Raw genomic sequence first — 22167 nt, forward strand, 5'->3', positions numbered from 1 at the left:
GGTACCCGGAGCAGTCGTCCCGCCACCGGTACCCGGAGCAGTCGTGCCACCACCGGTACCCGGAGCAGTCGTCCCGCCACCGGTACCCGGAGCAGTCGTGCCACCACCGGTACCCGGAGCAGTCGTGCCACCACCGGTACCCGGAGCAGTCGTGCCACCACCGGTACCCGGAGCAGTCGTCCCACCACCGGTACCCGGAGCAGTCGTCCCACCACCGGTACCCGGAGCAGTCGTGCCACCACCGACCGTGTTGCCGCCGCCGACCGTGTTACCGCTCCCGGCGATGACGGAACCACCGATGGTGGAACCAATGATTTGGTTCAGGTTGTTGACTGTCTGATTGCTGACTTGGTTGATCACCGTCTGCGACAAACCAAGGCTTCTCCCCGTGGCCTGCGCCGCCGCTACACCCTGTGCCGCCGCCTCTTGCGGGGAGGCACCCCTGCTTCTCGCCGCTTGTGCCGCGCTCGTTCCGGCAGCCGCAGCAGCGGCTGCACCGGCTCCAGCCGATGTCGCTGATTCCCCTCCAGCGCAAGCCACAGGGCCTACGGAGAAGCTGCCCGCACCCGTTACGGCGGTCGGTCCTATACGACCGTCAGAAGAAGGGCGCAGCACCATCCCCCCAGGGGAGACGACGAACATCCCGTTGGGATCGAAGTTCTCTCCCGTCAAGGTACTTGCCACTACCCGACACGCCTGAGTCGGGGCAGCGGAAGCAGGCACGACAGTGGTCGCAGCCAGCCCCCCGACAAGCGCCACTGTCGCAGCGGAACTCAGGACGAATTTTCCTCTCACGGTTTTCCCCTTTCGGCACTGTGCTTTCTTACCGTTCCAGTCACGTGTCATCGTGAGCAGCGGCCGTAGCCACGGCGTGACTCCGGCGTGACGCTGATGCAATGACGGGACTGACAGCAGCGACTCCAGGCGGAACCCTGGAATCCCTACTCTTCTACCTTGCGCGCTCTCTTCGAGGATGTCGCACCGAAAGATTTCCCGGATTCAACCAGTCACGACTGGAGAGTTGAGGCAGGTGCCGTACGAGACACAACCCGGGAAACGTGACGCGGCCGAACGAGACGGACCAGCAGCAGACCGGGCCGAACGATACGATGGTTGTCGACGCCCAGTTCTAGTTCTGCGAGCAGTTCTAGTTCCACGAGCAGTTCCAGTTCTACGAGAATCGTCCCCGTCGAGCCATGGTGCTGGGGAACTCCAGTTCACACCGAGCCTTTGAGCTGATGAACATGAAGAAGACAACCTTGCGGAAAATCAGTGTCGCAGCGACGGCTTCCTTCTTGACTGCCGGCATATTGGGCACATCAGCGAGCAGCTCCGTTGCCTCGCAGCGGAATACCCAGGTCGCACCGTCGGTGCTCAAGTGCTACACACTCATTGACAATCCGAACGAGATCGTCTGCTATCGGGTTTCACAGCGGGCTCTGAATACGGGAAGCGAGATCGTATTCTTCCCCTTCCTCATCCAGGTGCCCACGCCTTCGAATCCCCCAACTCCGGTCGTCGTGAATGTTTTGCCGCCGGATCTGTCTCCAGGGGATTCCTCCAACAGCATGCGATAGTCGCACGCTGTCGTGGAGCGGTCAGTGCCGCAGAGCCTGTCCCACCTCGGCCTTGACGTCTCCGGACAGCTTGCGGTTGCTGCGGGCGGTGGCGTCCTTGGACGCCTTGGGGCCGACGTCGTCGACCGTCACCACCACCGTGTCGAGCAGATTGCCGCTCCCGTCACGGAAGTTGACCTGCACCGCGTACGACTTCGCGGAGTCGGAGCTGTTCTTCACGGTGGCCTTCACAGTGGCTCGGCCGTCGCCATCGATGCTCGGCTTGCCCAGCTCGACATCGCTCTTGGCGTTCACGCCGTTCTTGAAGTTGTTCAGCTTCTCGCCCGCGGCGGCCGTCGCCGAGGCCACCACGTCGGCGCCCCGGGATGCCGCCGACGCCGCAGCGGACGCGGCCTTGGACGCCGTGCTGGAGGCGCTGCCGCCGTCGTCGGAGCAGGCTGCGGCCGTCGACATCACGGCCGTCGTCAGCAGTACGGCGCACAGGCCCCGCGCAGCTTTCCTCGTCATCGTGCCTCCCAGCACTCGCCGCCATTCCCCCTCCGCCCATCGCCTCAGTCAAAGGGGCGGCGGCGCGGGCCGCATGCCGTGTACGCCGGACGGGTGAGCGGAGGGGGCGGCGTCGATTCGCGGTGCGGCACGGGGCGGACGAGGCTGGGGGCATGAGCGAGCGGAGTCCGGGCGGCGCCCCGGAGGCGATGCGGCGTCGGCGGCGGTGGCCCTGGGTGCTGCTCGTGGTCGTGTCCGCGCTGGCCGGTGGTGGTGCCGTCGCTGTCGGGGTGGTCGCCGGTGCGTTGTCGAGGGAGGCGACGAAGCCGCTGCGGATCACGTACGAGGTCACCGGCACCGCCAAGGACGTCACCGTCACGTATCCCACCTGGCGCGACGGCGACCTCTCGACCGCGCGGCTGACTCTGCGGACGCTGCCATGGGCCGGGGAGACTCGGACCAGGGGCTTCACGAGCGGCGGTTCCTTCGCCGTCACCCTCGGCGCGTCGGGCGGCGAGGTCGCCTGCGCGGTGACGGTGGACGACGGGACCGTCCGGACAGCCACGGCCTCCGGGGCCTTCGCCACGGCGACCTGCGGCGGGTTCTGAGCCGGGTCCGCTGCTGCCTGTGCGTGGCCGTGCTGTACGTGGCCGTGTCCCCGGGCCACGTACAGGGCTCGGGGACACGGTCATCGGTTGCGCCGGACGTCAGCGGCCGTAGCGGATCAGGGCGCGGACCATGCGGCAGGTCGTGTCGGACGGTGGGTGGATGCCGATGCGCTCGGCGGTCGCGCGTATCTTGTCGTTGGTCGCGGTCGACGGGTAGTAGACGCCCGTGTCGAGCAGGGCGATCGCCAGGCGCATGGCCTTCAGGCGGCGGTTGTGGGAGATGTACCACTCGCGGGGCCGGCCCGCGGGGAGCGGCTTCTTCATCAGGGGCTTGTGGAGCGGCTTGGTCGTGACTGCGGCAACGGCCATGGGCAACCTCCTGGCACGGTCGTGGAACCCTCACGAACTGCCTCCATTTTACTGCCCGGCACTGACAATCGGCGCTGGCCAGAAGGGCTTTCGGGGAGTCCCTCGCGTACCTTTGGCCCCATGGAGATCTGGATCAATCCCGCCTGTTCCAAGTGCCGCAGCGCGGTGCAGCTGCTCGATGCGGAGGGTGCCGAATACACCGTCCGCCGCTATCTGGAGGATGTGCCGTCGCCGGACGAGATCCGGGCCGTGCTCGACCGGCTCGGGCTGGAGCCGTGGGACATCACACGGACGCAGGAAGCGGATGCGAAGGAGCTCGGGCTCAAGGAGTGGCCGCGCGAGGCCGGTTCGCGTGAGCGGTGGATCTCGGCCCTCGCCGAGCACCCGAAGCTCATCCAGCGGCCCATCATCACCGCGGACGACGGGACCGCCGTCGTGGCGCGCACGGACGAGGCGGTACGCGACGCGTTGGAACGCTGAGCATCCGCGGGCGGCCCGTGCGACCGCCCGTCACCCGATGAACTCCTCGATCCTGCGGTTCAGTTCACCGGCCGTCGGTCTGTGCAGCGGCAGCGTGTGATGGGTCGCGCCGGGAATCGTCGCCGTCGTCACCCGCGGGAGCAGCCGGGCCGCCTCGGCGGCGACGCGGGCCGCGTCATGGGCCCGGCTGCGTTCGGCGAGCAGGATCAGGGTCGGCACGTCCAGTCCGCCCAGGGCCTCGGGCGCGGGGCGGGGCCCGGTGACCGGGCGGGCGGACGGGAAACCGGTGGCCGCGTCACGCAGCCGCAGCCAGGCCGGGTCGAGCGCGGCGCCGCCCGTCTCCCATTTCAGGAAGGCCCGCATCCGCTTCGCCCCGGGCCGGATCAGCATCGGCAGCGCGCGCAGAAGGTAGCCGGGCCGGAAGCCGGCGAAGCACTGTGTCGGGTCCACGAGGACCAGCTTCGAGACGCGGTGCGGCGCGTACAGGGCGTAGTGGAGGGCGATCCAGGCCCCGTAGGAATGCCCGCCCAGCGCGGTGCGGTCGGCGCCCAGTCCGTCCAGCACCCCGTCGAGCCAGGACGTCAGGTCCTCCACCGTACGGATCGGCCGCTCCCCCGCGACGCTGCGGCCCGGGTCGCCGATCAGGTCGACGGCGTGGACGCGGTGGGCGCGGCCCAGGTGGGCCGCCTGGGCGTACCAGACGGTGGACGTGGCGCCGCCGCCGGCCAGCAGCACCAGGGGCGGGGCGTCCGCGGGGCCGCAGCTGTTGACGCGGGTGGTGCCGTACGGGGTGGTGACCTGGGAGTACGTCGTTCCGGCGGGCCAGTCGACCGCCAGGACCTCGTCGTACGCCTCGTGGAACGACGTGGGTGCCGACGTGGATGTCATGAGTGCCTCCCTGGTCGTGCTGCTCCCGAATATTATCTCGCTCGGCGAGATAATGGACTCGTCGGAGCGGAAGGGGTATCGATGAGCGAACAGGGTCCCGAACTGGAGATCGTCCATCTGCTGCGCAAGGTGACGGTCGAATTCGGGCTGCGCCAGGCGGAGTTCGCGGCTCTCCACCACATGCACGGCACCGACGTCCGCGCGCTGATCTGCCTGCTGGACGCCGGGCGGGCGGGCACGGACGCCACCGCCGGATGGCTCGGCGCGCAGCTCGGGCTCAACTCGGCGGGCACCACCGCCGTCATCGACCGGCTGGAACGGCTCGGCGATCTCACCCGTACCCGTGATCCGCGCGACCGGCGGCGGGTGCTGCTGGCGGTCGACGAGCGGGCGGTGGAGCTGGGGTGGGCGTTCTTCGGGCCGCTGATCGAGAACATGGTGACGGTGCTGCGCGACTTCGACGAGAACGAGACGGCCGCCGTCCGGCGCTTCCTGCACGCCGCGCATCAGGCGGTCACCTCGTCCCCCTGACCACCGGTATGCCTCGCGCGCCCCGGCCCGCCTCCTCGACCGGGTGAACCGACTGCCCGCAGAAACCATGTGAACCGACTGCCCCAAGAAGCGGAGACACCCGCATGCCCCGCCCCGGCCCCTCCCGCGGGCCGAGGTCGAGGCCCGGCTCGACCTCCGCCGGACGCTGATGTAGCGGCTCCGCGACGGCGGAGCCGCCCCGGCCCCGCCGTCACACCCCCTACGCGCCCGCCTGCTTCTCCGCCTCCGCCAGCAGCTCCGTCAGGCGCAGCCCGAACCGCACGTCGCACGGGTGCGGCTCCCCCGTACGCACCGAATGGATCAGCGCGTCGACCGCTGCCCGGAACGAGCCGATGGGGTCGCCCCAGCGCGGCAGGGTGGCCTTTCCCTGTTCGCCCTTGAGCTCGATCTCCGTGCCGACCGCGCCCACGGGTGCCCCCAGTGCGAGCGTCACCGTGCTGGACGCGCCGGAGGCGTGGCGGAGGACGAGATGCGTGGTGTCGGACGGGCCGCGGGCCGCGATCAGCCGGGTCACGTCGCCCAGCACCGGGATCAGGACCGACAGGACGTGCGGGCCGACGTCCCACAGTCCGCCCTTCTCGCGGCGCCACGGCGAGGCGGCGTACTCGTTCGTCGCGCCGGGGGCGAACAGCGCCCCGATCCACTCGGCTCGGGCGGTGAACCAGCCGTCCAGGGCGGCCTGTTCGCCGATCCAGGCGGATGTCTCGGCGGCGAACCGCAGGGTGCAGAAGACGACGGAGGCGACCCCGGTCTCCTCGGCGGCCCGGACGACCTCGCGGGCTCCCGCGACGGTGGTCGCGATCGGTTTGTCCAGCAGCAGATGACGGCCGGTGGCCGCGGCGCGGGCGGCGAGCGGGGCCTGGACGTCCGGCGGCAGGGCGAACGCGACGGCGTCGCTGGCACCGAAGAGCTCGTCGATGCCCGCCTCTCCGCTGTACGCCGTGGTGCCGTGCGCGGCGGCCAGCTCCTGCGCGGCCTCGGGGCGGCGGCCCCAGACACCGCTCAGTACGACGCCGGGGTGGGCGGCGAGGGCGGGGGCCTGGGTGTTCCGGGCCCAGGGGCCCGTACCGACGAGGCCGATGCGCAGGGGGGTCGGGGGAAGAGTCGTCATGGGGCAAGTCTGCCGGGTTCGCCGGGCCGGACCCGTATTGAGTTGGCGCGGGGCGGTGCAGGTGGTTACGTTTGCGGGGCCGGCCGCGGGACTCCGGCTGCGACTTCCGGGACTTGCCTCTGAAGCAGTGATTTCGCTGTTCGCGCCCCCATTCCCCGGCCGGCGCTCCGCCTCTTCGTACGGCGGCGCGTGACACCACGGGGGAAAACGATGACCACCAGCACCGGAACCGACGCGGGACTCGTCGCGGCCGAGGACGTGCTGCTCTTCGTCAACGCGGCGATCACCGCGACCGGGCAGCGCGAGTTCCGCTCGACCGCGTATCAGCAGCAGCTCTCGCTGGACTTCCTCCACGAGTACGTACGGGTCAACTACCGCCGGGTGTACGCCGCCGCGCTCGCCCTCGACATCAACGACCACAACGCCGTGCTCATCGTCCGGGGCCTGCTGGAGCACGCCGCCGACGCGAGCGCCGAGGAGAAGCGCGCCGAGGGCCGGCTGATCGCCGCCCGGCTGGCGAAGCTGCCGCCGCAGCGCGTGTACCGGCTGTTCCGGGCGCTGCGCGCGGCCGGGGTCAACAACCGGCGCACCCGCGCGATCATGCGGGACTGGCTGGCCGCCCGGCCCGACCCGGCGCACGACGCGGTGAAGTACCGCTCCGGCCTGAAGACCGCCGCCCGCCATGTCCACCTCCGGTTCGGCGGGACCGGGGAGCCGGACGAGACGGGGGACTTCCTGTTCCGGCCAAGGCACCGGCCGAGCTACCGGCACCAGCTGCTCGACGCCTGGCGGCGCGCCCACTACGAGCAGGGGGCCGTCGAGGAGCTGCCGTTCACCGTCGCCGAGGGCTTCGCCGCCCGGCGCGGGATGAAGCGCGAGGTGTTCCTGGAGCGGATGGTGCCGCGGATGACCCGGCTGGAGCGGCTGCGGACCCTGGGGCAGCGCACTGCCGGAGACGACGGGCGGCTGCCCGCGGACGTGGACCTGACCGTGATGCCGCTGACCCGGCTCGCCCTGTACGTCCTGTCGCTCGGCTTCGAGGCACGGCGGCTGCGCCGCGAGGAGCTGACCCACGCACTGCGCACGGCGGCCCGTCGCGCGGCGGGCCCGCATGCCAGGGGCTGGGGCCGGGTCGCCGCCGTGCTGGACGACAGCTACTCGTCGTCCGGGTCGGGCGAGAAGCGGCGCCGCCCGCTCGCCGTGGCGCTGGCCTGCCACTTCCTGCTGGAGGCGCTGGCCGCGCCGGGCGCGTACACCTCGCTGTGGACATCGGGCCGTACCGATCCGCTGCTGGTCAGGCCCTGGGGCCCGACTCCGCTCGGCACCCGTGTGCTGGACGCCCTGGAGCTCGGCCCCGACCGGCTGGTCATCGTCTCGGACGGCTGGGACAACGCGCCGCCCGGACTCGCGGGCGAGGTGCTGCGGGTCTGGCGGACCCGGCTCGACCCGGACCGGCGCACGGCAGTGGTGCATGTGAACCCCGTATACGACGCGGACGGTTTCGACGTGCGCCGCCTCGCGCCGAGCGTGCCCACGGCGGGTGTCCGGGACGCGGAGGACCTGCCGGCGCTGGTGGAGATCGCGGGGTTCGCCGAGGGACGCACGGGAGCGGCGGCGCTGTACGCCTACCTGGACCGGCAGGTAGCACGTTTCGTGGGTGACGACGGGGCAGGAGCGACTTCGTGAACAGGCTCGAACTGACCGGGCTCGCCACCCGCCCCGCCCAGGTGTGGGGCGGCATCCGGCTGGTGCCGCTGGTGCGCGAACAGCCCGTCGAGGGGCTGCGGCTGCACGAGGAGCTCTACACGGAGTACGGACACGGCGTCGTGGACGTCGGGCCGCGCACGCACTACGCCTCGGTCATCCCGCACGGCTTCGTCGCCGACTGGTCCGGCGAGGGCGAGCAGTCCGCCGCGTACGGTACGCAGCTCGGCGCCGCGGCGGGCTCCCCGGCCGGGAGCCGGCCGGCGCCCCGGACCGCGCGGCTCCAGCGCCACCGCCACCACCGGATGGCGAAGCGCCGGCCGGGCGACCGGCTGCGTTTCCTGCCGCTGCACCTCGCGCTGGAGGGCTATCTCTCCCTGCACTTCGGCGGCCCCGCCATCGCCTGGGAGGAGTGGTCGCGGCAGGCGCTGCGCGACGGGCTCTCGCCGCGCGCCGAGGACGCGTACATGGGGTGGTCGGTGCGGGGGCTCGGTGACGCGCTGCGGGTCTTCGAGATCCATCCCGGCCAGTGCGGGGTGATGGTGTACGCGGCCGACGCGCTCGCCGCCGCGTTCGTACTGCCGCACCCGGACGACTACCGGCTGCTGCACCCGTCGCTCGTCGAGGATCTGTACGGCGAGCTGATCCACCAGTACGCGCTGTACGGCGCTCCGGTGCCGGAGTTCGCGGCGCGGATACCCGACGGTCCGCGGCTGCGGACGCTCGCCGGTCTGCGGGCGGCGGCGCGGGCGCAGGAGCGGGAGTGGGCCGAGGCGCACGACACCCTGTTCGCGGGTGAGCTGCTGGACACCTCGTACGCCTTCGACCGGGTGTACCGGATGGGTTCGTTCACGCTGTGGCGGTTCCTGCCGCCGTTCCTGACGGGCGGGGCGGGGCAGCACATCGGTGAGACGATCACCGACCACAAGGGGCAGGTCGCGTACCTGAAGACGTTCCGGCTGTCCGAGGCGCAGATCAGGCGCGGCCATCTGCTGCACCGGCTCGCCGACGCGGACTGGCGGCTCGCGGGGGCGGCCGAGGCGCTGGGCACCACGGAGGAGGAAGTGGTGCGCCGGATCCGCGCGGCCGGCTTCGAGTCGCTGCTCAGGGCCCGCGCGTAACGCAGGAATCCTCGGTAACACGGGGTTCACATCCGGGCAACGGACGGGAAATCGCGTCTTGCGAAGCTGCGCTGCGTAGACCGGACCACAGCACCGCAGCACCCGCAAAGGATGGCTTCCGTGACGTTCAAGGCTGAGTACATCTGGATCGACGGCACCGAGCCGACCGCCAAGCTCCGCTCCAAGACGAAGATCATGGCCGGGAGCCTCTCGCCGGACGTGGCGGAACTGCCGATCTGGGGCTTCGACGGTTCGAGCACCAGCCAGGCCGAGGGCCACGCCTCCGACCGGGTGCTGAAGCCGGTCTTCACCTGCCCGGACCCGATCCGCGGTGGCGAGGACATCCTCGTGCTGTGCGAGGTCTTCGACATCGACATGACGCCGCACGCGTCCAACACCCGTGCCGCGCTGCGCCCGGTGGCCGAGCGGTTCGCGGGCCAGGAGCCGATCTTCGGCATCGAGCAGGAGTACACCTTCTTCGACGGCCACCGGCCGCTCGGCTTCCCCGAGGGCGGCTTCCCGGCCGCGCAGGGCGGCTACTACTGCGGTGTCGGCGCCGACGAGATCTTCGGCCGCGAGATAGTCGAGAAGCACCTCGACAACTGTCTGAAGGCGGGCCTCGGCATCTCCGGCATCAACGCCGAGGTCATGCCCGGCCAGTGGGAGTTCCAGGTCGGCCCGCTGTCCCCGCTGGAGGTCTCCGACCAGCTGTGGGTCGCCCGCTGGCTGCTGTACCGCACCGCCGAGGACTTCGATGTCTCCGCGACCCTCGACCCGAAGCCGGTCAAGGGCGACTGGAACGGCGCGGGCGCGCACACCAACTTCTCCACCAAGGCGATGCGCGAGGGGTACGACGCGATCATCACGGCGTGCGAGTCGCTGGGCGAGGGCTCCAAGCCGATGGACCACGTCAAGAACTACGGCGCGGGCATCGACGACCGGCTGACCGGTCTGCACGAGACCGCCCCGTGGAACGAGTACAGCTACGGCGTCTCCGACCGCGGCGCCTCGGTCCGCATCCCGTGGCAGGTCGAGCAGGACCGGAAGGGCTACATCGAGGACCGCCGCCCGAACGCCAACGTCGACCCGTACGTCGTCACGCGGCTGATCGTCGACACCTGCTGCGCCGCGCTGGAGAAGGCCGACCAGGTCTGATCCCGGGCCGTTGTCAGTGGCCCGTGTCAGGCTTGGCGCATGCTCGACATCAAGGTGGAGACCGAGAACTCCGAGACGTACACCCGCATTTCGGACCGGGCGCTGAGCGACCTGGTGCACCGGATCGGCATGAAGGGTGACCGGTTCCTGGTCGTGCAGCGCATACCCGACCTCCCCGGGACCTTCGTGCAGGTCTGGTACGAGCACGGTGACGGATACCAGCTGGAGCGCCGCTCCGGTGGCCCCGCCACGCACGACCGGACGTTGGTCGGTTCGCCGGATCGGGTCGCCGGGCTGATGACCCGCTGGGCGCGCCAGGAGCCGGATTGGGACGCGGGCGTGGAGTGGGAGAGCGCCGGGATACCGGAGGCGGAGCCCGTGCCGGAGATCCCGGCGGAGATCCGGGCGCAGTTGGAGGAGCGGATACGGGTGCTGCTCCGCTGCGGGTACGGGACGGTCCAGGAACTCTCCCGGACGGCCGAGGACTACCTGGTGAAGGACGGCGTGCATCCGGTGACGTACGCACAGGCGCAGCAGCTGGTCGAGCAGCTGTGGCTGGAGCGGGTCGAGGAGCAGCGGCAGTGGTCGGACGTGACGGACCCGGACCGGCTGACGCGGGCGTTCGCCCGGCTGGACCAGGGCGGAATCACCGCGAGGGAGCACTTCACCTGCTGCCGGTCGTGCGGTCTCGCCGAGATCCGGGGCGCCGGGCGGGAGGATGCGCGCGGCTTCGTCTTCTTCCACACGCAGGGCACCGAGAGTGCCGCGTCGGGGCACGGCCTCACGCTGTACTACGGCGGGTTCGACGAGGCGGCGGACGAGACCGCCTTCGTGGGCCGGGAAGTCGTCGAGGCGCTCGGCGATGCGGGGCTGACGGTGGCGTGGGACGGGTCGCCGGACCGGGCGATCGAGCTGACCGGCCTGGACTGGCGCAAGCGGCTGGTGGGTTGAGCCGGTCGCGGGGCGATGCGGAAACCGGCCCGTCGGTTGCGGCGCCGTACGAGAAGCCCTGGTGAGGAAGGTAACGCAAAGGGTCCGTATCGACGGGTGGAAGAGGTCTGCTGCGGCGTCCGGTTCTCTGGTTCAATGGGGGCATGGCCAGCATCCACCAGCACACCTCGACAGGTCGCAGCGACCTCGAGCCGTTCTGGCCTTCCCGTCAGCACCATGACTTCGACCGGGTGTGTTGTCGCGCGTCGAACGCGCAGGCCCTCTAAAGCCGCTCACCCCGGCCTTCGGTCCGCGCGCAAGCAAGTCCGTCCACCGACGACTCCTTCGCGCGAAAGAGCTGACCCTCATGGCGAACACTCGTACCTTCTCCGCCGCGTCCGCTGCCACCTCAGCGCCCTCGGCGTCCGCTGCGGCCACCACCTCCGCCCGCTCCCTCTCCCCCAACCGCCACCGGCTGCGTGCCGTCGCCCCCGACGAGGTCGTCCAGCTGGCCGATGTGGCGGAGTTCCTGCCGCCGGGTGCCACCTGGCTGCCCGCACCCCAGCACACCGTTCCGGCGCTGCCGGGCCGGCCGCCGATGATCGGCTACCTGGTGCTCGTTCCGGCCGACCAGCAGCCCGCCGTCACGGCGGCAGCCGCCGCGGCGGCCCAGTACGTGGTGCCTACGCCGGTGGAGGACCCGGCCACCGGTCCGGTGCGCATCGACCCCGTGCAGCGCACCGCCGCGGTGGACGGGAGCACCCTCGACCTCACGTACCTGGAGTTCGAGCTGCTCGCCCATCTGGTCGCGCACCCGCACCGGGTGCACACCCGGGACCAGTTGGTGACCACGGTCTGGGGCTACGGGCACGTGGGCGACGGGCGCACCGTGGATGTCCACATCGCCCGGCTGCGCCGCAAGCTGGGCGCCGAGCACCGCCGTTCGATCCAGACGGTGCGGCGCGTCGGCTACAAGTACACGCCCTGACGGCGCCGCGAGGCACATGAGGCGGCCGCTTCAGCCCTGCCGCCCGGACCCCACCGGCTCCCGCTCCGGCTCGTCGTGCTCCAGGCTCGGCAGCCGGGTCAGTGCGCGCGGGGTGCGCCAGTTCCGCTCGCCCAGCAGCGCCATCACGGAGGGCAGCAGGACCATCCGTACGACCGTGGCGTCCAGCAGCACCGCGACGGCGAGGCCGACGCCCATCTGCTGCATGTCCTGCATCGACAGCGTCCCGAAGACCGCGAAGACCGCGACCATGATCACGGCGGCGCCGGTCACCGCGCCCGCCGTGCGCCGGATGCCCTCGTCGATCGCGGCCCGGGTGGGCAGACCGCGGTCGCGGGCCTCGCGGATCCGGGAGACCACGAACACGTGGTAGTCCATGGAGAGTCCGAACAGGACGACCAGGACGAACAGCGGCATCCAGGCCTCGATCGCGCCGACCCCCTCCGAGCCGATCAGTGAGGCCCCCCAGCCGTGCTGGAAGACGGCGACCATCACTCCGTACGCGGCGGCCACGGAGAGCAGATTGAGCACGATCGACGTCACGGCGATGACGTACGAGCGGAAGCAGAACAACATCAGCAGGAAGGTCACCGCCGCGATGAAGGCGAAGACGGGGACGATGCCGCGCTTGAGCTGATCGTTGAAGTCGACGGATCCGGCGGTCTCCCCGGTCACGTACACCTGGGCGCCCGTGCCGTCGAACGCGGCGGGCAGCCGCTCCTCGCGGAGTTCGGAGAGGTCGGCCCGGCCGTCCGGGAGCGCCACCTCGATCTCCGCGACGTTCTGCGCCTTGTGCACGGTCACCTTCTCGAAGCCGTCGAACGCCTTGCGCAGCGCGGGTGCCTCGATGTCGTCGGCCTTGACCACCACGCGGGCCGGATCGGGGCCGCCGGGGAAGCTCTCGCTGATCTGCCGGTAGGCGACGGAGAGCTGCGAGTGGGAGCCGAACTGCTTCTCCAGGCCCAGCTGTTCGGTCTTCATGCCGAGGGCGGGCGCGGCCAGCGCGAGCAGTACGACGACCGAGGCGACCGCGAAGGTCTTCGGCCTCGACAGCACCGGCCGCAGCACCGTGCCGGCGATCCCGCCGCCGGTGCGTGCGCGCCGGCTCCCTCGTCGCCCGAGGAAGGGCACCCGTCCCGCTTCGGTCCGGTCACCCAGCCAGGACAGCAGCGCGGGCAGCACCGTCACCGAGCCCAGCATGGCGACGAGGACGACGATGATGGTGGCGAGGGCGAAGCCCTTGAACAGCATCAGGCCGGACAGGAACATGCCGGCCATCGCGACCATCACCGTGAGCCCGGAGACCAGCACCGCCCGGCCGCTGGTCGCCGCCGCGATCCGCAGCGCCGTCTCCGCGTCGCGTCCCGCCGCCCGCTCGTCGCGCTCGCGCCGCAGATAGAACAGGCAGTAGTCGACGCCGACGGCGAAGCCCATCAGGAACATCACCGAGTACGTGGTCTGGAACAGGTGCAGTTGGTGGCTGGCGAGCGACAGCAGTCCGAAGGCGGCCATGCACGCGGTCAGTGCCAGCCCGACCGGGAGGAGCGCCGCGACGACGGCTCCGAAGGCGACCAGCAGAATGCCCAGGGCCAGGGGTACGGCGGTGAATTCGGCCTTCCTGAAGTCCTCGGAGAGCAGGTCGCCGAGCCACTTCCCGGCACTCGCCTCGCCGAACTGGTGGATGGTGACACCGGGGTGGTCCGTCCGGACCCCGCCCACCGCGTCGAGCACAGGCTGCACCCGGTCCGGTGCCGTCGCCGCGTCCCCCTTCAGTTCGAAGGTGATCAGCGCGTCCCTGCCGTCCTCGGAGGGGATCGGCGCCGCCAGGTTCGCCACCTCGCCGGTCCTCCGGACGGCCGCGGAGACCTCGCGGGCGGCGTCCCGCCAGTCCCCCGCCTTCGCGGTGGAGACCATGACCAGCTCGCCGGCGGGCTGCCCGAGTCCGGCGTCGTCGAGGATCTGCTCGGCCCGCGCGGAGTCGCCCGCACCGTTCTCCGAGTCGGACATCTCGACCAGACCGGATGCGCCGCCGATGCCCGTGGCGAGCACGACGAAGAGCAGCCAGCCGAGAATGGCGGTCTTGCGGTGGTGCGCGCTCCACACACCGATGCGTGCCGCGAGGTTGCGCCTCATGGCGTGTTCGCCCCCAGAAGTCAGATGTAGCCGGTAGGAATTCGGCGCCGGACGCGCCGCTGATGAACGCTGACGAATCTAGGAACGGGGGGCTGCCCGCCCCAGCCGCCGGAACCCCCTCTCCCGGAGCCGTAGGGCGAGGTCGGCGGGGTGGTGCTGGGTACCCCCCGCCCGGGTGGCGAAACGGCTGACGCCCGAGGTCGCCCCCGGGTGAGACTGTCTGCGGAGCGGGCCCGCCACGAGGGTCCGCCGAGGGGAGACGGACCGGAATGAACGCGAAAAAGGGACGGGTGCGCGGCGCTGTGCTGGCCGCCGGACGCGGAGTCGTGGTGTCGGTCGCGAGCCTGGCCGGTTCGATCACGCTCTTCGTGTGGGCCGTGCTCTCGATCGCCTTCATCCCGCTGGGCATCGGGCTGGTCACCACCCCCTACGTACTGGAGCTGGTCCGCAAGCACGCCAACCGGCGCCGGCTGCTGGCGGTCACCTGGTCCGACATCCGCATACCCGTCCCGTACCGCCCCTTCCCGGAGGATCTGCGCACCGGGTTCACCGGACAGGTGGAGCGGACCACGCTGATGCTGAAGGACCCGGCGACCTGGCGCGACCTCCGGTGGCTGCTGGTCGACATGACGGCGGGCTATGTGGTGTCGTCCCTGGCCTCCGCCCTGCTCCTCTATCCGCTGGAGGGTTTCGTGCTGGCGGCGGGGCTGTGGCGGGTCTTCACCCACGACCGCTACTGGTACGGCTTCGTCCCGGTCTCCACCCAGGCGACGGGCCTGGCCGCCGCCGCGCTCGGTGCGGCGTTGTTCGCCACCGGCGTGCTGGTCAGCGAGCGGCTGCTGCGGCTGCACTTCGTGATCGCCCGCGCGATGCTGGCCCCCACCCAGGAGGAGGAACTGGCCCGGCGCATCGACCGGCTGACCGAGACCCGGCACGAGGCCGTGGACACCGCCGCCTCCGAACTGCGGCGCATCGAGCGCGATCTGCACGACGGTGCGCAGGCCCGGCTGGTCGCGATGGGCATGAGCCTGGGCACGGTGGAGGCGCTGATCGAGAAGGACCCGGCGCAGGCGAAGAAGCTCCTGGCCATGGCCCGGGAGTCGTCGGCCGAGGCCCTGACGGAGCTGCGCGACCTGGTACGGGGCATCCACCCGCCGGTCCTCGCCGAGCGCGGACTCGGGGACGCGATCCGGGCGTTGGCGCTGCGGCTGCCCTTCGAGTCGGAGGTCGACGCGGCGTTGGGCGGCCGCATGGACGCCGCGGTCGAGTCGGCGGCGTACTTCGCGGTGAGCGAGACGCTGACGAACACCGCCAAGCACTCGGGGGCGGACCGCGTCTGGGTGGACATCCACCACGAGAACTCCACGCTGCGGATCTCCGTCACCGACAACGGCAGGGGCGGTGCGACGGTCGGCGGCGGCTCCGGGCTGAGCGGAATCGAACGCCGACTCGGTACATTCGACGGCATCATGGCCGTCAGCAGCCCTGCGGGCGGTCCCACCATGGTGACCATGGAGATCCCTTGCGAGTTGTCCTAGCCGAAGATCTCTTTCTGCTGCGCGACGGCCTGGTCCGCCTGCTGGAGGCGTACGGCTTCGAGATCGCGGCAGCCGTCGAGACCGGGCCCGAACTGACCCGCGCCTTCGCCGAGTCGGAGCCGGACGTCGCGATCGTCGACGTCCGGCTTCCGCCGTCCCACACGGACGAGGGACTGCAGTGCGCGCTGGCGGCCCGGCGGGCCAGGCCGGGGCTGCCGGTGCTCGTGCTCTCGCAGCACGTGGAGCAGCTGTACGCGCGCGAGCTGCTGGCGGACGGCAACGGGGGCATCGGCTATCTGCTCAAGGACCGGGTCTTCGACGCCGACCAGTTCGTCGACTCGGTGCGCAGGGTCGCGGCGGGCGGCACCGCGATGGACCCGCAGGTGATCTCGCAGTTGCTGTCGCGGCGGTCGCAGGACAAGCCGATGGGCATGCTCACCCCGCGCGAGCTGGAGGTCATGGAGCTGATGGCCCAGGGCCGTTCGAACGCGGCCATCGCCTCGCAGATGGTGATCACGGAGCGGGCGGTGGCCAAGCACACCTCGAACATCTTCGGGAAGCTCGCGCTGCCCCCGTCCGACGACGACAACCGCCGCGTCCTCGCGGTGCTCGCCTATCTGGACCGGGGCTGAGAGGCTGTCGGGTGACCTCTGATCGGAAAAGCGGACGCGGTCCGGTGCGTGCGATTCCAAGGCGGAGGAGGGAGGTGACGCGGAGCGTCGTCGACCGACGACAACGCGGGAAGCGTGCGTGCCAGGGCGTGGCCGCCCGGTCCGAGGTCACCCGACAGCCTCTGAGCCGCGCACGGCCGCGCGGCCCCGGGGTCACTGCGTCACTGCGTGGTGCTCAGGTGCAGCGTCGTCGCCCCCCAGATGCGGCGTCGCCCGGGGCGCGGTCGCCGTCCTCCGGCGCCATGCGCTCGGGCAGGCTGAGCGGTTTGCCCTCGGCCTGCTTCTCGCGGATCGTGTCGACCCGCTGCGCGTGCCAGGCGTGCGGGAGTTCGGCGCCGTCGGAGGGCGAGAGGTAGAGCCCGACCTTCAGGCCCGCCTTGCGGGCGGCCTTCACATAGGCGGCCACGACGTCGGGGCTGCCGGGGCTCTCGTACGCAAAGCCCGAGCCCGCCCCTACGGCCGCCTCAGTCGTCGAACCAGCCCGGCACATCGAGCCGGAACGCATCCGAGGGCACCATCGTGCGCAGATCGGCCTCCATCGCACGCACCCGGTCGGCGCCGAGCGCCTCGACCCAGCGGGCGCGCAGCCGGTCGAAGCCCTCGGCCGACCTGACCAGGACGTCGACCCCCCGCGCGGTCAGCCGGACCAGCTTGCGCCGGCCGTCCCGGGGGTCACCGATGCGCTCCACGTACCCGAGCCCTTCGAGCTTCTCCACGGTCTTTCCGGCGGCCTGCTTGGAGACCCCGAGCCGCCGGCCGATCTCGCTGGCCGTCGCCCCGTCGCGGCCGACGGCCTGGAGCGCGTAGCCGTACGCGGGGCGGACGTCGACATGGCCGTGCCCGGCGAGATCGCGGTGCAACTCGTCGATGATCGACCGGAATCCGGCGAACAGCAGCATGGGCAGCTCGAAGCCCGGCACGTCCCCCTCGGACGGCTCCGCCCGTCGCTCAGCCATTGCGAAACTCGACAACCTGGTTTACCTTTTCGTCAATCACGTTGTCGATTTTAGCGTGAGCAACCACCAGGAAGAGGTCTGCCATGCCCACGTCCGTGTTCCCCGACCACACCCTCGAATCCGCCCCGGCCGCCGCCCGCCGCACCATGGAGGCGGTGACGGGGAAGCAGGGCTTTCTGCCTTCCGCCGTCGCCCGGCTCGCCGCCTCGCCGGAGCTGCTCGACGGCTTCCTGAGGGCGAGCGCCACCTTCGAGTCCACCACCCTGGACCCGCTCTCCCGCGAGGTCCTGATCATGACGATGGCGACCCGCAACGACTGCCACATCTGCGTGGCGATGCACACGGCGAAGCTCACCGCGCTCGGCGCGGACCCCGAGCTGATCACGGCCCTGCGCGAGCGGCGGGCTCTCGCGGACGAACGGCTGGAGGCGGTGAGGGAGTTCACCCTGGCCGTGATCGCGACGGCCGGAGCCGTGGACGACGCGACGCTCCAGGCGTTCCTGGGACACGGCTACACCGCCCGCAACGCGCTGGAGGTGGTCCTGGGCATCGGCACGTACACGATGTCGACGCTGGCCAACCGGATGACCGGGGCGCCGCTCGACCCCCAGCTGGCCGCCTTCGCCTGACCGCCGGGCGTCCGGCCGCGCGTCGGGTGACCCCGTCGTGGCGGCCGAACGGCTGGATCGGAACAAACCGCCGAACGCCCCATTGCCCGCCCCCCGCACCCGTCATTAACGTGCGCACCGCACGCACCTGTTGTCGCATGCACCACCATGAACAACACCGAGGAGCGCGGATCATGACGGAACCCTCCCTGCCCTTCAGCTCCTCCCGGCCGACGAGACGTACGCTGCTGGGCACCGCCGGAGCCGTCGGCGCCGCCGCCGCGCTCGGGGCCGCCGCCCCCGCGCACGCCGCCCCCGCACCGGCCGCTCCGGCCCGGGACCTCGCGCCCGCGCACGAGGCGCTCCGTCGTCTGCTGCCGGACCACGCGGACCAGTTCCGGCTCCGCTCCCTCCCCCGGGCCGGCGGCGCGCAGGACCGCTTCCGGGTCACCGGCGCCACCGGGCGGATCGAGATCGCCGCCACCACGCCCGCCGCCGCCCTGACGGGGGCGCACTGGTACCTCAAGTACACCTGCGACGCCGTCATCTCGTGGTCCGGCAGCCATACCGGGCTGCCCCGCCGACTGCCCGCTCCCCGTTCCCCCGTCGAGCGCTCCGCGACCGTCGCCCACCGGTTCGCCCTCAACGACACCCACGACGGCTACACCGCCCCGTACGCCGACTGGCCGCGCTGGGAGCGGATGCTCGACGTCCTGGCCCTGCACGGCTGCAACGAGGTGCTGGTCACCGCCGGACAGGAGGCCGTCTACCACCGGCTGCTCCAGGACTTCGGCTACAGCGACACCGAGGCCCGCACCTGGCTGCCCGCCCCTTCCCACCAGCCGTGGTGGCTGCTCCAGAACATGAGCGGATACGGCGGCCCGCTCGGTCCCGAGCTGATCGGGCGGCGCGCGGAGCTGGGCCGGCGCATCGCCGGCCGGATGCGGGAGCTGGGCATGGCACCGGTGTTCCCCGGCTACTTCGGCACAGTCCCGGACGGCTTCACGGACCGCAATCCCGGGGCCCGGGTCGTTCCGCAGGGCACCTGGAACGGGCTGCGCCGACCCGAATGGCTCGACCCGCGCACCCCCGTATTCGCCGAGGTGGCCGCCGCCTTCTACCGGCACCAGGAGGAACTGTTCGGCGCGGTGGGCCACTTCAAGATGGATCTGCTGCACGAGGGCGGCAGCGCCGGTGACGTCCCGGTGCCGGATGCCGCCCGTGCCGTCGAGTCGGCCCTGCACACCGCGCACCCCGGCGCGATCTGGGTGATCCTCGGCTGGCAGGCCAATCCCCGGCCGGCGCTCCTGGATGCGATCGACACCGACCGGATCCTGATCGTGGACGGCCTCTCCGATCTGGACACGGTCACCGACCGGGAGAAGGACTGGGGCGGAGCACCGTACGCCTTCGGCACCATCCCGAACTTCGGCGGCCGCACGACGATCGGCGCCAACACCGACCGCTGGACGGAGAAGTTCACCGCCTGGCGCGACAAGCCCGGCAGCGCCCTGGTCGGCACGGCGTACATGCCGGAGGCGGCAGAGCGCGATCCGGCGGCGTTCGAGCTGTTCAGCGAGCTGGCCTGGCGGACCGAAAAGGTCGACCGGGAGGCGTGGTTCCGGGCGTACCCGAAGCTCCGTTACGGCGGCCGCGACCGCTCGGCGGAAGCGGCCTTCGCCGCGCTGGCCGCCACGGCGTACCGGCTGACGAGCACCGACGGCCGCCCCGTGGACTCCCTCTTCTCCCGTCGCCCCGGCATCACCTCGTCCGTCAACTTCGCCTTCGACCCGGCCGGTTTCGACCGGGCGTTCGCGGCGCTCCTCGACGTACGTCCGTCCCTGCGCGACTCGGACACCTACCGCTACGACCTCACCGATCTGGCCCGGCAGGCGCTCGCCGACCGCTCCCGGATCCTGCTGCCTCAACTGCGGGCCGCCCAGGCCGACAAGGACGTGGCCCGGTTCCGTACGCTCGCCGCGCTCTGGCTGAAGCTGATGCGGCTGACGGACGCGATGTCGGGCTGTCACCGGGCCTTCCTGCTGGGGCCCTGGCTGGAGGACGCCAAACGGCTGGCGACGAGCCCGGCGGAGGCGGTGCGGCTGGAGTGGACGGCGCGCACCCTGATCACCACCTGGGCGGACCGGACGGCCGCCGACGACCTCAGCAACTACGCCAACCGCGACTGGCAGGGGCTGATGGGCGAGGTCCATCTCCCGCAGTGGCAGGCGTACTTGGACGAGCTGACCGACGCGCTCGCGGAGGGCAGGGCCGCGAAGCCTTTCGACTGGTACCCGGGCGAGGAGGAGTGGACCCGTGGGACCGGCAGTTTTCCGGTACGGGCGACGGGCGATGCCCACCGCACGGCGCGGCGGGTCTTCGAGACCCTGTCCACCGCCCCGTACCAGGGCACCGTCACGATCTCGGCCGATCCGGTGGCATTCACCCCCGGCAGCACCGGCACGGTGACGGTCGCCTTCCGCAATCTGAACGGCCTGCGGTCCACCGGCCGGATCGACTTCGCACTCACCGGTCTCGACGCCACCGCGACGGGCGGCACCTCCCTCGACGAGGTCGCGGCCGGCGGGTCCGGCGCGGTGGACTGGCGGGTCACGGCCCCGTCCGAGCCGCTGACCACCCCGCTGGTGCCGATGCCGTACGAGCTGAGCACCGCGTACGGTCCGCGCGGCGAGGACCGGGTGACCGATACGCGGCGCGGCGCGGTGTACCTGGCGGCGGCGCTGGAGCCGGGCTGGCGCACGTACACGGCGAACGCGGCGGTCTTCGGTCAGCTGGGCGGGCGGCTGGCGATCAACGGGGCGGGCCAGGACCTGTGGAAGGGCACCAGCCAGCTCGGCACCGCGTACCGGGAGGGGGCGTGGTCCGACGGGGCGGAAGTGACCGTGCGGGTCGACGCGCAGGAGAACACCGGGGGCTGGGCGCGCTCGGGGATCGTGGTGCGCAACGGCCTCGCGACGCCGGGCTCCGCCGGTTTCCTGAATCTGGCGGTGACACCGTCCAACGGTGTGGTGCTCTCGTACGACACGAACGGCGACGGCACCCTGGACACCTATCGGCGGATCACCGGGATCAAGGCCCCGGTGCTGCTCCGGCTGACCCGGGCCGGGGACGGGTGCACGGGTTCCTGCTCCACCGACGGCGGGACGAGCTGGCGGACGGTGGGCACGGTCGCCGTGCCCGGGACGGCGGCGACCCAGGACGTGGGGATCTTCATGAGCGCGACGAACGGCGGGAGCGGGCTGCGCGGCACGGTCGAGTTCAGCGGGTGGCAACTGCGGTGAGGACACCCCGCTGCTGCGCCGCGCGCTCACCGTCCGGGCGCACCGGGACGGCGCGGCGCGTCGGCTACAGGTACACCCTCGTGAGGCCTGTCACCGTACGCAGCCGGCCAAGCACACCGCTCGGTCGGACTCCTGCCCTCAGCTGCGCATATCGGGCCACCGCGTGGTGACCGCAGCCAGCTCGGCCGCCGCTCGACAACCCCCGGTGAGGTCGCATGCCACCAGGATCTCCTGGATCTTCCCGCTGTTCTTCGCCCCGGCCGGTTTCGCCGACCGGTATCGGTCCAGGTCCCGGGAAACTTAGCCGTCCATGGGGAAACCCTTGGCCATGGCTGGGGCGCAAGGAGCCGCTTGCGGAGGGCATCCACTGGCTGCCGTCAGCTGAGCCCGGTCACGCCGACGTCACGCCGCGGTGACGCCCACCACATGACTATGGCTGGTGCAGGCAAGCGCAAACCCGCCTTCACACGCAAGGAATCCACCATGATGAGAAGCATTCGGCAAGGAATTCCCCGCCTGATCGGCGTGTCGAGCTTGATCGCGGCGCTCGCTGGCGGGGTTGGTGCGACAAGTGTCGCAGCAGCGCCCCAGACCCCGCCAAAGGCCCCGTCCCAAATCTGCACTCGGGCCACGCCCCAGTTCTGCAACGGCAACGTCCTGCAGCAGGGCGCACAGACCGGACGGGGCAACGGCAACGTCCTGCAACAGGGCGCACAGACCGGACGGGGCAACGGCAACGTCCTGCAACAAGGCGCACAGACCGGACGGGGCAACGGCAACGTCCTGCAACAAGGCGCACAGACCGGACGGGGCAACGGCAACGTCCTCCAGCAGGGCGCACAGACCGGACGGGGCAACGGCAACGTCCTCCAGCAGGGCGCACAGACCGGCGGAGGCAACGGCAACGTCCTCCAGCAAGGCGCACAGACCGGCGGAGGCAACGGCAACGTCCTCCAGCAAGGCGCACAGACC

20 protein-coding genes and 2 pseudogenes are annotated in these 22167 nt (G+C 71.3%); 13 read left to right on the forward strand and 9 right to left on the reverse strand.

Annotated elements, in window-relative coordinates; translation table 11 throughout:
* From ACFVX4_RS01075 to ACFVX4_RS01085, 3 genes are all read right to left on the reverse strand, one after another.
* The coding region (locus ACFVX4_RS01075) for a hypothetical protein (RefSeq protein WP_389970541.1) at window positions 1-239 on the reverse strand (239 nt) is incomplete at its 3' end.
* Window positions 240-1171: 932 nt separating this feature from the next.
* Window positions 1172-1378, reverse strand: coding sequence for a hypothetical protein (locus ACFVX4_RS01080; RefSeq protein ID WP_385327148.1), 207 nt, complete (start codon window positions 1376-1378; stop codon window positions 1172-1174).
* Between the two features lie 220 nt (window positions 1379-1598).
* On the reverse strand, window positions 1599-2084 hold the full coding sequence (locus ACFVX4_RS01085; RefSeq protein WP_389970544.1) for an FxLYD domain-containing protein: 486 nt from the start codon (window positions 2082-2084) through the stop codon (window positions 1599-1601).
* Window positions 2085-2236: 152 nt separating this feature from the next.
* Between ACFVX4_RS01085 and ACFVX4_RS01090 the strand changes: the two genes are divergently transcribed.
* On the forward strand, window positions 2237-2671 hold the full coding sequence (locus ACFVX4_RS01090; RefSeq protein WP_389970547.1) for a hypothetical protein: 435 nt from the start codon (window positions 2237-2239) through the stop codon (window positions 2669-2671).
* A gap of 99 nt (window positions 2672-2770) precedes the next feature.
* Here ACFVX4_RS01090 and ACFVX4_RS01095 read toward each other — a convergent pair whose 3' ends face one another.
* Entirely contained in the window at window positions 2771-3040 is a 270-nt protein-coding gene (locus tag ACFVX4_RS01095; protein WP_389970550.1) for a hypothetical protein, read from the reverse strand.
* Between the two features lie 120 nt (window positions 3041-3160).
* On the opposite strand from ACFVX4_RS01095, the gene ACFVX4_RS01100 reads away from it, so the two are divergent.
* Window positions 3161-3520 carry an arsenate reductase family protein gene (locus ACFVX4_RS01100; RefSeq protein ID WP_326765197.1) on the forward strand — a complete coding sequence of 120 codons (360 nt, stop codon included), beginning with the start codon at window positions 3161-3163 and terminating at the stop codon, window positions 3518-3520.
* Window positions 3521-3550: 30 nt separating this feature from the next.
* Here ACFVX4_RS01100 and ACFVX4_RS01105 read toward each other — a convergent pair whose 3' ends face one another.
* Window positions 3551-4408: an alpha/beta fold hydrolase gene (locus ACFVX4_RS01105; protein WP_389970553.1), complete on the reverse strand. Its 858-nt coding sequence runs from the start codon at window positions 4406-4408 to the stop codon at window positions 3551-3553.
* 81 nt (window positions 4409-4489) lie between these two features.
* On the opposite strand from ACFVX4_RS01105, the gene ACFVX4_RS01110 reads away from it, so the two are divergent.
* Window positions 4490-4939, forward strand: a complete 450-nt coding sequence (locus tag ACFVX4_RS01110; RefSeq protein ID WP_389970556.1) for a MarR family transcriptional regulator — start codon at window positions 4490-4492, stop codon at window positions 4937-4939.
* A gap of 220 nt (window positions 4940-5159) precedes the next feature.
* On the opposite strand, the gene ACFVX4_RS01115 is transcribed toward ACFVX4_RS01110, so the two are convergent.
* Complete coding sequence (locus ACFVX4_RS01115) at window positions 5160-6071, reverse strand: Gfo/Idh/MocA family protein (protein WP_389970559.1); 912 nt, start codon at window positions 6069-6071, stop codon at window positions 5160-5162.
* A gap of 210 nt (window positions 6072-6281) precedes the next feature.
* Here ACFVX4_RS01115 and ACFVX4_RS01120 point away from each other — a divergent pair, with 210 nt between their 5' ends.
* The 5 genes from ACFVX4_RS01120 (at window position 6282) to ACFVX4_RS01140 (ending at window position 11969) form a co-directional block, all read left to right on the forward strand.
* The gene (locus tag ACFVX4_RS01120; protein WP_389970561.1) at window positions 6282-7757 is read left to right on the forward strand and encodes a hypothetical protein; all 1476 of its coding nucleotides are present in this window, start codon (window positions 6282-6284) and stop codon (window positions 7755-7757) included.
* Window positions 7754-8896 carry a hypothetical protein gene (locus ACFVX4_RS01125; RefSeq protein WP_389970563.1) on the forward strand — a complete coding sequence of 381 codons (1143 nt, stop codon included), beginning with the start codon at window positions 7754-7756 and terminating at the stop codon, window positions 8894-8896. The genes ACFVX4_RS01120 and ACFVX4_RS01125 overlap by 4 nt, the downstream gene beginning before the upstream one ends.
* Before the next feature lie 120 nt (window positions 8897-9016).
* Window positions 9017-10051, forward strand: coding sequence for a glutamine synthetase (gene glnII / locus ACFVX4_RS01130; protein ID WP_389970566.1), 1035 nt, complete (start codon window positions 9017-9019; stop codon window positions 10049-10051).
* A gap of 39 nt (window positions 10052-10090) precedes the next feature.
* Window positions 10091-11002: a DUF6891 domain-containing protein gene (locus ACFVX4_RS01135; RefSeq protein ID WP_389970569.1), complete on the forward strand. Its 912-nt coding sequence runs from the start codon at window positions 10091-10093 to the stop codon at window positions 11000-11002.
* Between the two features lie 346 nt (window positions 11003-11348).
* Window positions 11349-11969 carry a winged helix-turn-helix domain-containing protein gene (locus tag ACFVX4_RS01140; RefSeq protein ID WP_389970572.1) on the forward strand — a complete coding sequence of 207 codons (621 nt, stop codon included), beginning with the start codon at window positions 11349-11351 and terminating at the stop codon, window positions 11967-11969.
* 30 nt (window positions 11970-11999) lie between these two features.
* Here the strand turns inward: ACFVX4_RS01140 and ACFVX4_RS01145 are convergent, their stop codons facing one another.
* Window positions 12000-14120, reverse strand: coding sequence for an MMPL family transporter (locus tag ACFVX4_RS01145; protein WP_389970575.1), 2121 nt, complete (start codon window positions 14118-14120; stop codon window positions 12000-12002).
* A gap of 269 nt (window positions 14121-14389) precedes the next feature.
* Here ACFVX4_RS01145 and ACFVX4_RS01150 point away from each other — a divergent pair, with 269 nt between their 5' ends.
* Window positions 14390-15658: a sensor histidine kinase gene (locus tag ACFVX4_RS01150; RefSeq protein WP_389970578.1), complete on the forward strand. Its 1269-nt coding sequence runs from the start codon at window positions 14390-14392 to the stop codon at window positions 15656-15658.
* Window positions 15643-16290 (forward strand): LuxR C-terminal-related transcriptional regulator, encoded by a 648-nt coding sequence (locus ACFVX4_RS01155; RefSeq protein ID WP_389970581.1) that lies wholly within the window; start codon window positions 15643-15645, stop codon window positions 16288-16290. The genes ACFVX4_RS01150 and ACFVX4_RS01155 overlap by 16 nt, the downstream gene beginning before the upstream one ends.
* Window positions 16291-16543: 253 nt before the next feature.
* Here ACFVX4_RS01155 and ACFVX4_RS01160 read toward each other — a convergent pair.
* Together ACFVX4_RS01160 and ACFVX4_RS01165 are read right to left on the reverse strand one after the other, a co-directional pair.
* Window positions 16544-16756 (reverse strand): annotated as a pseudogene (locus ACFVX4_RS01160) (alpha-L-fucosidase); the annotation flags it as partial.
* A 37-nt stretch (window positions 16757-16793) separates the two neighbouring features.
* Window positions 16794-17285, reverse strand: coding sequence for a MarR family winged helix-turn-helix transcriptional regulator (locus ACFVX4_RS01165; protein WP_389970583.1), 492 nt, complete (start codon window positions 17283-17285; stop codon window positions 16794-16796).
* 83 nt (window positions 17286-17368) lie between these two features.
* Between ACFVX4_RS01165 and ACFVX4_RS01170 the strand changes: the two genes are divergently transcribed.
* The 3 genes and pseudogenes from ACFVX4_RS01170 to ACFVX4_RS01180 all read left to right on the forward strand — a co-directional run.
* Window positions 17369-17914, forward strand: coding sequence for a carboxymuconolactone decarboxylase family protein (locus ACFVX4_RS01170; protein WP_389970586.1), 546 nt, complete (start codon window positions 17369-17371; stop codon window positions 17912-17914).
* 173 nt (window positions 17915-18087) lie between these two features.
* Window positions 18088-21195, forward strand: a complete 3108-nt coding sequence (locus ACFVX4_RS01175) for an alpha-N-acetylglucosaminidase TIM-barrel domain-containing protein (protein ID WP_389970589.1) — start codon at window positions 18088-18090, stop codon at window positions 21193-21195.
* A gap of 432 nt (window positions 21196-21627) precedes the next feature.
* A pseudogene (locus tag ACFVX4_RS01180) lies at window positions 21628-22167 on the forward strand (hypothetical protein); the annotation flags it as partial.

The sequence above is a fragment of the Streptomyces sp. NPDC058240 genome (assembly GCF_042882135.1).
Lineage (GTDB): Bacteria > Actinomycetota > Actinomycetes > Streptomycetales > Streptomycetaceae > Streptomyces.